Below are 9841 nucleotides of genomic sequence, written 5' to 3'. Positions count from 1 at the left end.
ACCCGTGGCGGGCGTTCGCGGTCTGGCAGGGCGGGTTCAGCTGGATCTGGGTCGCGCCGGTCGTGATCCTGGCCACCTTCCTGCTGCTGCGCACCCCGCGCGAACGCGCTTGGGCCATTGCGCCTGTCCTGGCCAGCGCCCTGGTTTGGACCATCGCCCATCAGTTGGCCTCGGCGACGCAGCCCATGGCGCCGCCCGCCCTGACGCTGGCCGCGATGGACGCCCCGCCCATCAACCTCTCCGCTTCGGGCGACCGGCCCACGGTGATCAATCTCTGGGCCACCTGGTGCCGCCCTGCCGGCGCGAGATGCCGGCTTTGGCCCAGGCCGAAAAAGCCCATCCGAATGTGCGCTTCCTCTTCGTCAACCAGGGCGAGGGCGAAGCCGGCGTTCGGGCCTTTCTTCAGAGCCAGGGGCTGGCCCTCGACCATGTGCTGTTCGACGAGGCCATGGCGGTGCCGCGCCACTACGGCACGGCCGGCATTCCGGTGACCCTGTTCCTCCACGCCGACGGCCGTCTGGCCAAGGCCCACATGGGGGAAATCGCCCCCGAACAGATCGCGACCGAAATCGCGCGTCTGCACTGACCCTTCGCCTCACGGAGCTTCCATGAACCGCACCTTCGCCCCTGCCCTCGCCGCCGTTCTGGCGCTCGCCGCCTGCGGCCCCGCCGACGCCGACAACGGCGCGGCGCCCGCCAATCCTTCCGCAGCCTCTGGACAGGACATGCCGGCCATCGCTCAGGTCGGATTCAACGATCTGCTGCGCGACCCAGCAGCGCCCTTCATCGGCGCCGAAAACGCCGATGTAACCATCATCGGCTTCGTCGATTACAACTGCCCCTACTGCAAGAAGATGCAGCCGGAGATCGACGGCCTGCTGAAGGCGGACCCCAAGGTGCGCGTCCTGTACAAGGACTGGCCGATCTTCGGCGACGTCTCGGAGACCGCCGCCCGGACCGCCCTCGCCGCCGGTTATCAGGGCAAATACGAGGCCGTCCATAACGCCTTCATGCTGTCGCCGTCGCGCATCGGCGACCAGGCGGACATCACGCGTCTGGTCCAGTCGGCCGGCGTGGACATGGCGCGCCTGAATCAGGACCTGGCCGATCACCGCGCAGACATCGACGCGGTGCTCGACCGAAACGGCCGAGAAGCGGCGGCCCTGGCCCTGCAGGGCACGCCCGCCTTTATCATCAACGGCAATCTGATCCCCGGCGGCATGCCCCAGGCGCAACTCGAAGCGGTGATCGGTCGTATCCGCTCCGGACAACCGCTGCGCTGAGACCGGCCATGACCACCTTGACCCTGCTCCAGCTGAACGACCTGCACGGCTATCTCGAGCCGCATCCCGAACTGGTGCGCACCGAAGGCGGCTGGCGGTTCGAACGGCTGGGCGGGGTCGCCCGCATCGCCCGCATCTTTGAAGAGGCGCGCGCCGAAGGTCCGTGCCTGACCCTGGACAATGGCGACACCTTCCATGGCACGCGGGTCGCCGTCGCCAGCCGGGGCGAGGCCTTGGTCCCGATCATGAACGCCCTGAAGATCGACGCCATGACGGCGCACTGGGAGTTCGCCTATGGCCCCGCGGGGTTCAAGGCGTTGGCGGCGCGACTGGATTATCCCGTCCTGGCCGCCAATGTCTTTCGCAAGGATGACGGCGCGCCGGTGTTCGACGGGCGATGGGTGTTCGAGCGCGGCGGTCTGAGGATCGGCGTGATGGGCCTGGCCTGCCCCATCGTCGACAAGACCATGCCCCCCGCCTTCTCCGAAGGCGTGCGGTTTGAAATGGGTGTGGCCGAAGCCCGCGAGCAACTGCACCAGCTCCGCGAGGAGAAGGTCGATCTGGTCGTCCTGCTGTCGCACCTCGGCTTTCCGCAGGATCTGAAGTTGGCCGCGGAAACACCGGGCATCGACGTGATCCTGAGCGGCCATACCCATAACCGCCTGCACGAGCCGGCCCGCGTCGGCGACACCCTGATCATCCAGTCCGGCTGCCACGGCGCCTATATCGGCCGGCTGGACCTCGAGATTGCAGAGGGCCGCGTGTCCCTGCGCCGCCATCGGCTCATAGCCGTGGACGCTGGCCCCCAAGACGATCAAGTCGCCGGCTTGGTGGAGACGGCCCTGGCGCCCGAGCGGGAGCGTCTGGCGCGCGTCGTCGGCCGCACGGCCATTCCCCTTCACCGCTACGCCATGGCGAGCGCGCCGATGGACGACGTCCTGCTGGCGGCGGCGGCGCAGGCAGCGGGCGTGGACATCGCCTTCTCGAACGGCTGGCGGTATGGCGCGCCCGTCGCGCCGGGTCCGGTCACTCTGGGCGACCTCTACAATATCGCGCCGATGAACCCGCCCATCTCGCGCACGACGCTGACCGGAGCCGAGTTGAAGGCGATGCTGGAAGAGAATCTTGAGCGCACCTTCGCCGCCGACCCGTATGAGCAGATGGGCGGCTACATCAAACGCTGCCGGGGCCTCACGGCCTTTGTGAAGCTGGAGAATCCCAAGGGGCAGCGCCTTGATCGCCTGCTGGTCGGGGACCGACCTTTCGAGCCGGAGGCGGACTATCCGGTGGCCTTCGTCACCGCCCAGGGCGTGCCCGAACATTACGGGCGGGACCGCCGGACGCTCGACATCGACACTGTGGGCGCGCTTGAATCCTGGTTCGCCGACCATACGCCCGGCGAGACCGATCTGCCCGCCAGCGTCCTCATCATATGAAGGAACACCTTATGGACTCCGTCGCCGCCCGCGACTTCTGGAATAGCCGCTATGACCGCCAGGACTATCTGTTCGGCAAGACGCCCAACGCCTTCCTGGCCGCTCAGATCGCGCGGCTCCAGCCCGGCATGACCGCTCTGGCGGTCGCCGACGGCGAGGGACGAAACGGCGTTTGGCTCGCCGAACAGGGCCTGACCGTCACGACCACGGACATCGCCCCGCGCGCGATCGAGAAGGCCCTCGCCCTGGCCGAGCGACGCAGGGTCACACTGGACGCCCAGGTGGCGGACCTCGAGACCTGGGCCTGGCCGCAGGATGCGTTCGACGTCGTGGTCGCCGTCTTCATTCAGTTCGCCCCGCCTCCCCTGCGCGACCGACTTTTCGAGCGTATGAAGGCGGCCGTGAAGCCTGGCGGCCTGTTCCTGCTGCAGGGCTATCGGCCGGAACAGATCGCCTATGGAACGGGCGGTCCGGGCCAGGTCGAGAACCTCTACACCGAGGCGCTGCTCCGCGACGCCTTCGCCGACTTCGACATCCTGCATCTGAAAAGCCACGACAGCGACGTCTCCGAAGGCGCCGGCCACAGCGGCCGGTCCGCCCTGATCGATCTCGTCGCCCGCCGTCCCTGACCCCCAGCGCCCGCACACCGGAACCGGCCATGAAAACCCTCCTCCTCGCCCTGTCCCTGGCCGCCTCCCTGGCGGCCTCCCCGAGCTTCGCTCAAGCTGTTTCAGGCTTCGGCGGCTTCAAGCCCCTGCCCGAGGCCGGCGAACAGCCGGATCCGTCGCGCGTCTATCGGGTCATCTTCGACGTGTCCCAGGGCGGTCCGGACGACAGGCCGCTGAAGGGACTGGATCGCGTTGCGCGGCTGGCGAATATGCTGGCGGCGGGCGGCGTGGACGCCGACCATCGTCAGATCGTCGTTGTGCTACACGGCGCCGCCACCCCTGCGGTCCTCTCCGACGCCGCCTGGGCCGCGCGCGGCAAGGGCGACGCCAACCCCAACAGCGCCCTGATCCGCAGCCTCATCGCCGCCGGCGTCCAGGTTCGGCTGTGCGGCCAGGCCATGGCCGGGAACGGCATCGCGCAAGCCGACCTCGAACCGGGCGTGAGCGTTGATCTCGCCGCCCTGATGACGGTCATCCACCTTCAACAGGCCGGATATGCCCTGGTTGTGAACTGACGTCTCGGCATAGGCGGAACCTTCACTGGCCATAAGAACTATTAGTTTGGGTAAGTGTGTATGTAAGTGTTCAATGGGGCGTCTGAAGGAGACATCGACATGACCGGACTGCCCCGCCTCAACGAACCCGCCCCCGACTTTCACGCCCGCACCACGCACGGGGATCGCAGCCTGGCCGATTACCGCGGCAGATGGCTGATCCTCTTCTCCCATCCGTCGGACTTCACCCCGGTCTGCACGACCGAGTTCATCGGCTTCGCCAAGCACGCGGATGAGTTCGCCGCCATGAACTGCGAGCTCCTGGGGCTCTCCATCGACAGCATCTTCTCGCACCTGGCCTGGACCCGGAACATCAAGGAGAAGTTCGGCGTCCAAATCCCTTTCCCCATCATCGAGGATCTGAAGATGGAGGTGGCCCAGGCCTACGGGATGATCCACCCCGGGGCGGCCGACACCTCGGCTGTTCGCGCCACCTTCCTGATCGATCCGGAAGGCAAGCTGCGCGCCATGGTCTACTATCCCATGAGCAATGGCCGCAGCATCGAAGAGTTCGTTCGGCTGCTCACCGCGCTCCAGGCGTCCGACGCCAACGGGGTCGCGACGCCTGAGAACTGGCGCCCTGGCCAACCGGCTATCGTCCCTCCGCCCAAGACCGCCGAGGCGGCCGAGGCTCGCGCTTCCGAGGGTTACGTCTACACCGACTGGTATTTCTCGACGCGCGACCTCCCCGACGCCCCGAAAGCCGCCTGATCGGACGCTGGCCGGACCGCGCAAGCGGTCCGGCCCTTTTCTTCGCAAACCAAACGGAGCCATCATGCAGATCATCGACCACGGCGGAGCGCGCATCGCGGCGCTCCACGACAAGAAGACCGGCAGTTGGCAATATGTCGTCTCCGACCCGGTCAGCCGCAAATGCGCGATCATCGATCCGGTCTGGGATTTCGACGAGAAGGCGGCGGCGACCTCGACCCGCAACGCCGACGCCATCCTGGACTACGTCAAGGCGGAAGGCCTGACGGTCGAATGGCTGCTGGACACCCATCCACACGCCGATCACTTTTCGGCCGCGCCCTATCTCAACGAGAAGCTGGAGGCTCCAACCGCCATCGGCGAGAAGGTCATCGGCGTCCAGAGGTTGTGGAAGGACATTTACGGCCTGGACGACGAATTCCCGACCGACGGTCGCCAGTGGGACCGTCTCTTCCAGGCCGGTGATACGTTTGCTGTCGGCGACCTGACGGGGCGGGTCATCTTCTCCCCAGGCCACACCCTGGCGTCCATTACCTATGTGATCGGCGGCAACGCCTTCGTCCACGACACCCTGATGATGCCCTATGCCGGCACCTCGCGCGCCGACTTTCCGGGCGGCGACTCCAAGGTCCTCTACCGAAGCATCCAGGACATCCTGGCCCTGCCCGAGGAGACCGGCGTCTTCGTCGGCCACGACTACGGTCCCGATGGCCGCGAGCCCGCCTGCTTCAGCACCGTGAGAGAGCAGAAGGCGGACAACATCCATGTCGGCGGCGGACGCGGAGAGGCGGATTTCGTGCGGCTTCGCGACGGCCGGGATGCCACCCTTCCCCTGCCGAACCTGATGCTCTACGCGCTTCAGGTGAACATCCGCGGCGGGGTGCTGCCGCCACCCGCCGAGGACGGCCGCATCTATTTCAAGATCCCCGCCAATCACTTCGCCCCGCCCCAGGAGAACTCTTGATGCGTCCTTCCACCCTGGCCCTGGCCGCCCTTTTGAGCACGACGGCCCTGGCCGCCCACGCCCAGACGCCCGCCGATCCTCTTCATGTCTACGGTCCGGGCGGCCCCGCCCCCGCCATGCGCGAAGCGGCGAAGGCCTATGAAGCGCGCACCGGTCGCGCCGTGGCCGTCGTCGCCGGACCCACGCCCCAATGGCTGGACCAGGCCAAGGCGGACGGCGACCTGATCTTCTCCGGCTCCGAGACGATGATGACCGACTTCGTCAGCGCTCTGGAGGGCCGCATCCGCGCCGAGGCGGTCGAGCCGCTCTATCTGCGCACCGCCTCCATTCTCGTTCGCCCGGGAAATCCGAACGGCATCGGCGGCCTGGAAGATCTCTTCCAGCCGGGTCGCCGAGTCCTGGTCGTCAACGGCGCGGGCCAGAACGGCCTGTGGGAGGACATGGCCGGTCGCACCGGCGACATCGCCAAGGTGCGCGCGCTGCGTCGCAACATCGTCGTCTACGCCCGCAACAGCGCCGAGGCCCGACAAGCCTGGATCGACGACCCGACGCTGGACGCCTGGATCATCTGGGGCATCTGGCAGGTCGCCAATCCGGACCTCGCTGATGTGGTCGAGGTCGAAGAGCCCTATCGCATCTACCGCGACGCCGGCGCCGTTGTGACCGAGACCGGCCGCCAGGACGCCGACGCCCAGCCGTTCCTTGAATTTTTGAAGTCCGACGAGGGAGCCGCCATCTTCGCGCGCTGGGGCTGGCGGACCGGCCAACCTTAAGCCTGCCTTAAGGTGAACCCCGCGGTGTCGGCGGCATGGCCAACCGTCGCTCCTTCACCCTGAACCGCCGACACCTGCTCGCGGCGGCCGCGGCGCCGCTCTGGCTCTCGACAACCGCGCGAGCCGCATCGGCGCCCGCCGCCTTGAACATCAGCGCCCTGACCGCAGCCTTCTACGCCGCCCGCGGCGGACGCCCGGCCTGGGCGGGGCCAGCGCGCCGGCAAGCCATGGACGCCCTGGCCCTGGCGGACCGCCACGGTCTATCAGCGCCCGACGGTCTGGCCCTAAGTGAAGCCGAACTGACCCAGGCCGTCCTGACCCTGGCCGAGGCGCTCGCCCATGGCCGGGTCGACCCGGCATCCGTCGAGACCCTTTGGGAGATGGGTCGCAACCAGGTCGATACGCCGCCGCTGCTGGCGACGGCGGTCGACGACGGAACGTTGGCCGAGACGATGGCGGGCCTCGCTCCCCAGGACCGCGGCTATCAGGGCTTGTGCGACGGCTTCCTTCGCTATCGCGCCATCGCCGACCGCGGCGGTTGGCCGCCCTTTGCCCTGGGCGCGACGATCGAACCGTTTGCGTCCGACCCCCGCCTTCCCGCCCTCCTGCCGCGCCTTCGGGTGGAAGGCGATCTCACCGACGCCGCCGCCGCGATGGTCGGCCCGTCTGGCGGTGACTACGGGTCGGTGCTGCAAGAGGCCGTTCGGGTGTTCCAGGTGCGCCACGGTCTGGAGGCGGACGCCCGCATCGGCCCGGCGACCCAGCGGGCGCTGTCGATTTCGGCCGAGGCCCGTGCTCGCCAGATCGCGCTCAATCTGGAACGCCGCCGTTGGCTAAAGAGAGACGTCGCCCCGGAGCGGATCGAGGTGAACACCGCCGCCTCCATCATGGTCTACTGGAAGGATGGTCGGCCCGTGCATTCGATGCGGGTCGTGACAGGTGACGCCGACAATGCGACGCCCAGCCTCGAACGGCCCTTCGCCTCGGTCGTCGCCAATCCGCCCTGGACGGTCCCGACCTCCATCGCCCAGCGCGAGATCCTGCCGCGCGGCGCCGCCTATATGCGGGCGAACAACATGACGATCCAGAACGGCATGGTGGTTCAGCGCGCCGGCCCGAACGCCGCCCTGGGCCAGGTCAAGTTCGAACTTCAGGACAGCTACGCCATCTTCCTGCACGACACCCCGTCGCGGGGTGCGTTCGACCAGAGCTTCCGCCATCTCAGTCACGGCTGCGTGCGGGTGCAGGACGCCGTCGGCTTCGCCCGCCTTCTGCTGGCGCCCGACCCCGAGAGGCTCGCCCGCTTCGATGCCGCGCTGGACAGCGGCCAGACCGTCCGTGTGGCGACCGGTCGGCCGATCGACGTACGTCTGCTGTATTGGACCGCCTTCCTGGACGGCCAGGGCCGCGTCGCCTTTCGCGATGACATCTATCGTCGCGACACCCGTCTGGCGGAGGCGTTGGGTATCGCCCTGCACCTGCCGCGGCCCGACGACCGGCGCGCCGATGCTGACGACGTCGGCCCCTGACGGTTATTCGGTCGTGCGGCCGTCGAAATGCTCGTGGTCGGCGGAGGCCTCTTCCACCGTGGCGTGAACCGTCCCGTCGAGATGCTCCGGCGGGCCATAGAGGGTGTAGAGCCGAAGCGGCTCGGACCCCGTGCTGACCACATTGTGCCGGGCGCCCTGAGGGACGATGACCCCGTCGTCCGCCTTCACGGCGTGACGAACGCCGTCGATCCAGATTTCGCCCTCGCCCGCCTCGATGCGGAAGAACTGGTCGCGGTCGTCGTGGACCTCTTCGCCGATCTCCTGACCGGGCGGAATGGCCATGAGGACGAGCTGCAGATTGTGGCCGGTGTAGAGAACGCGGCGAAAGTCTGTGTTCTCTTCCGTCAGACGTTCGATATTGTCGATGAAGCCCTTCACGAGAGTCTCCTGTGCGGGTTGGCCGTCAGCGACGTGCGACGGCGGTGATGCGCGCGAACTGAGCCGTGTCGCCGCGCGCCGGCGTCGATGGGCGGGGCGCCGGGGCGGCGACGCGGGCGCCGACCGCCTTCGCATCGCCGCAGAAGATTTCGTACAGCATGCCCATCACCGCCTGGGCCCGCTCGTCGGCGATCGAATAGAAGATCGAGCGCGACTGACGACGCGTCTTGACCAGACCGTACTGGCGCAGCTCAGCCAGCTGCTGGGACAGAGCCGGCTGTTTGATGCCCAGGTCCGCCTCGAGCTGCCCCACCGAACGTTCCTCCTCGGCGATATGGCACAGGATCAGCAGCCGGTTGGCGTTGGCCAGCTGGCGCAACAGCTCTGCGGCCTCCGGCGCCTTTTCCTTCAACCGCTCCATGGCGGCCGCTTGATCGTCGGTCATGCGCGGCGCTCGCGATAGTACCAGGGCGCATCGCCTTCACCGTCGGCGATGGCGGCGTCCAGGGTGGTGGCGGCCGGCTCCAGCAGAGCGTCGCCGGGCATCCAGCCCGCCGGCGTGGAGGCCGCCTCGCGGTCCGAGGTCTGCAGGGCGGTGACGAGACGTAGCAGTTCATCAACCGAGCGGCCGATGTTCATCGGGTACCAGCTGATGGCGCGCACCACGCCTTCGGGATCGATCACGAAGGTGGCGCGCACCGTCGCGCTGTCGCTCGAGCCGGCGTCCACCATGCCGAAGGCGTGGCCGATGGCCATGGAGGGATCCTCGATGATTGGGAACGGCACCTTCACGCCGAAGCGGCGGTAAATGTCCTTCAGCCAGGCCAGGTGCGAATACAGACTGTCCACCGACAGGGCCATCAGATCGCAGTCGATCGCCGCGAAGGCGTCGGCCTGCCGGGCCAGGGCCACGAACTCGCTGGTGCAGACCGGCGTGAAGTCCGCCGGATGCGAGAACAGCACCAGCCAGCGTCCGCGATAGTCGCTCAGGCGCTTTTCGCCCTGCGTCGTGCGCGCGCTGAAGTCCGGCGCCGTGTCGTTGATGCGCAGGGCGCGCATTGCGGGGGGATAGACGGCTGGCCCGGTGTCGATCGTTTCCATAGCCGCAAGCTAAGCGCTTCCCACCGTTTCCGCTACATTAAAATACATACTTGCACGAACTATGAATGGGTATATGTGTTGAGTCACCGAAACGGAGACACGCCATGTCCTCGCCCACCCCCGATCCCGCCCGCGACCACGCCACCGACATCGTGCGCGCCGCGCTGGGCGATCCTCGCCAGCGCCCTGTCGTCAAGTCATTCTTCGACGAGGCCACCTTCACCGTCAGCCATGTCGTGCGCGATCCCGACTCCGACGTCTGCGCCATCATCGACAGCGTGCTGGACTACGATCCAGCGTCCGGCCGCACCGCCCACGCCTCGGCGGACGCCCTCATTGATTACGTGAAATCCGAAGGTCTCACGGTCCAGTGGCTGTTGGAGACCCACGCCCACGCCGATCACCTGTCGGCGGCGCCCTATC

14 protein-coding genes are annotated in these 9841 nt (G+C 67.6%); 10 read left to right on the top strand and 4 right to left on the bottom strand.

What is annotated here, in order from left to right; all coding sequences use genetic code 11:
• Nucleotides 1–160: 160 nt before the first annotated feature.
• On the bottom strand, nt 161–283 hold the full coding sequence (locus WC597_RS16910; protein WP_372695200.1) for a hypothetical protein: 123 nt from the start codon (nt 281–283) through the stop codon (nt 161–163).
• A 33-nt stretch (nt 284–316) separates the two neighbouring features.
• On the opposite strand from WC597_RS16910, the gene WC597_RS16905 reads away from it, so the two are divergent.
• The 9 genes from WC597_RS16905 to WC597_RS16865 all read left to right on the top strand — a co-directional run bounded on the left by WC597_RS16905 (nt 317) and on the right by WC597_RS16865 (nt 7918).
• The gene (locus WC597_RS16905) at nt 317–586 is read left to right on the top strand and encodes a TlpA family protein disulfide reductase (RefSeq protein WP_372695199.1); all 270 of its coding nucleotides are present in this window, start codon (nt 317–319) and stop codon (nt 584–586) included.
• 22 nt (nt 587–608) lie between these two features.
• On the top strand, nt 609–1283 hold the full coding sequence (locus tag WC597_RS16900) for a DsbA family protein (RefSeq protein WP_316627557.1): 675 nt from the start codon (nt 609–611) through the stop codon (nt 1281–1283).
• An 8-nt stretch (nt 1284–1291) separates the two neighbouring features.
• Complete coding sequence (locus tag WC597_RS16895; protein ID WP_372695197.1) at nt 1292–2719, top strand: bifunctional UDP-sugar hydrolase/5'-nucleotidase; 1428 nt, start codon at nt 1292–1294, stop codon at nt 2717–2719.
• A gap of 11 nt (nt 2720–2730) precedes the next feature.
• Entirely contained in the window at nt 2731–3348 is a 618-nt protein-coding gene (locus tag WC597_RS16890) for a bifunctional 2-polyprenyl-6-hydroxyphenol methylase/3-demethylubiquinol 3-O-methyltransferase UbiG (protein ID WP_244999703.1), read from the top strand.
• 29 nt (nt 3349–3377) lie between these two features.
• Nucleotides 3378–3902, top strand: coding sequence for a DsrE family protein (locus tag WC597_RS16885; protein WP_219354421.1), 525 nt, complete (start codon nt 3378–3380; stop codon nt 3900–3902).
• Between the two features lie 99 nt (nt 3903–4001).
• A complete protein-coding gene (locus tag WC597_RS16880) occupies nt 4002–4652 on the top strand; it encodes a peroxiredoxin (RefSeq protein WP_040349365.1) in 651 nt (216 codons plus the stop codon).
• A gap of 64 nt (nt 4653–4716) precedes the next feature.
• Nucleotides 4717–5616 carry an MBL fold metallo-hydrolase gene (locus tag WC597_RS16875; RefSeq protein WP_372695128.1) on the top strand — a complete coding sequence of 300 codons (900 nt, stop codon included), beginning with the start codon at nt 4717–4719 and terminating at the stop codon, nt 5614–5616.
• Nucleotides 5616–6389 carry a substrate-binding domain-containing protein gene (locus WC597_RS16870; RefSeq protein ID WP_008264236.1) on the top strand — a complete coding sequence of 258 codons (774 nt, stop codon included), beginning with the start codon at nt 5616–5618 and terminating at the stop codon, nt 6387–6389. The genes WC597_RS16875 and WC597_RS16870 overlap by 1 nt, the downstream gene beginning before the upstream one ends.
• Nucleotides 6390–6424: 35 nt before the next feature.
• Nucleotides 6425–7918: a murein L,D-transpeptidase gene (locus WC597_RS16865; protein ID WP_219354425.1), complete on the top strand. Its 1494-nt coding sequence runs from the start codon at nt 6425–6427 to the stop codon at nt 7916–7918.
• Nucleotides 7919–7921: 3 nt separating this feature from the next.
• On the opposite strand, the gene WC597_RS16860 is transcribed toward WC597_RS16865, so the two are convergent.
• The 3 genes from WC597_RS16860 to WC597_RS16850 are packed head-to-tail and all read right to left on the bottom strand — an operon-like array spanning nt 7922 to nt 9418.
• A complete protein-coding gene (locus WC597_RS16860; protein WP_219354426.1) occupies nt 7922–8317 on the bottom strand; it encodes a cupin domain-containing protein in 396 nt (131 codons plus the stop codon).
• A 25-nt stretch (nt 8318–8342) separates the two neighbouring features.
• Nucleotides 8343–8762 (bottom strand): metalloregulator ArsR/SmtB family transcription factor, encoded by a 420-nt coding sequence (locus WC597_RS16855; RefSeq protein ID WP_008259045.1) that lies wholly within the window; start codon nt 8760–8762, stop codon nt 8343–8345.
• Nucleotides 8759–9418 carry a peroxiredoxin gene (locus WC597_RS16850; protein ID WP_372695194.1) on the bottom strand — a complete coding sequence of 220 codons (660 nt, stop codon included), beginning with the start codon at nt 9416–9418 and terminating at the stop codon, nt 8759–8761. The genes WC597_RS16855 and WC597_RS16850 overlap by 4 nt, the downstream gene beginning before the upstream one ends.
• Nucleotides 9419–9522: 104 nt before the next feature.
• Between WC597_RS16850 and WC597_RS16845 the strand changes: the two genes are divergently transcribed.
• On the top strand, nt 9523–9841 hold a 319-nt coding region (locus WC597_RS16845), incomplete at its 3' end, for an MBL fold metallo-hydrolase (protein ID WP_372695192.1).

Source organism: Brevundimonas sp. (assembly GCF_041648115.1).
Classification (GTDB): domain Bacteria; phylum Pseudomonadota; class Alphaproteobacteria; order Caulobacterales; family Caulobacteraceae; genus Brevundimonas.
This window is presented reverse-complemented; position numbering and strand designations above follow the sequence as displayed.

Coding starts and splice junctions, on each gene's coding strand:
- WC597_RS16900 (WP_316627557.1), top strand. CDS start 609: ATGAACCGCACCTTCGCCCCTGCCCTCGCCGCCGTTCTGGCGCTCGCC.
- WC597_RS16895 (WP_372695197.1), top strand. CDS start 1,292: ATGACCACCTTGACCCTGCTCCAGCTGAACGACCTGCACGGCTATCTC.
- WC597_RS16890 (WP_244999703.1), top strand. CDS start 2,731: ATGGACTCCGTCGCCGCCCGCGACTTCTGGAATAGCCGCTATGACCGC.
- WC597_RS16885 (WP_219354421.1), top strand. CDS start 3,378: ATGAAAACCCTCCTCCTCGCCCTGTCCCTGGCCGCCTCCCTGGCGGCC.
- WC597_RS16880 (WP_040349365.1), top strand. CDS start 4,002: ATGACCGGACTGCCCCGCCTCAACGAACCCGCCCCCGACTTTCACGCC.
- WC597_RS16875 (WP_372695128.1), top strand. CDS start 4,717: ATGCAGATCATCGACCACGGCGGAGCGCGCATCGCGGCGCTCCACGAC.
- WC597_RS16870 (WP_008264236.1), top strand. CDS start 5,616: ATGCGTCCTTCCACCCTGGCCCTGGCCGCCCTTTTGAGCACGACGGCC.
- WC597_RS16865 (WP_219354425.1), top strand. CDS start 6,425: ATGGCCAACCGTCGCTCCTTCACCCTGAACCGCCGACACCTGCTCGCG.
- WC597_RS16855 (WP_008259045.1), bottom strand. CDS start 8,762: ATGACCGACGATCAAGCGGCCGCCATGGAGCGGTTGAAGGAAAAGGCG.
- WC597_RS16850 (WP_372695194.1), bottom strand. CDS start 9,418: ATGGAAACGATCGACACCGGGCCAGCCGTCTATCCCCCCGCAATGCGC.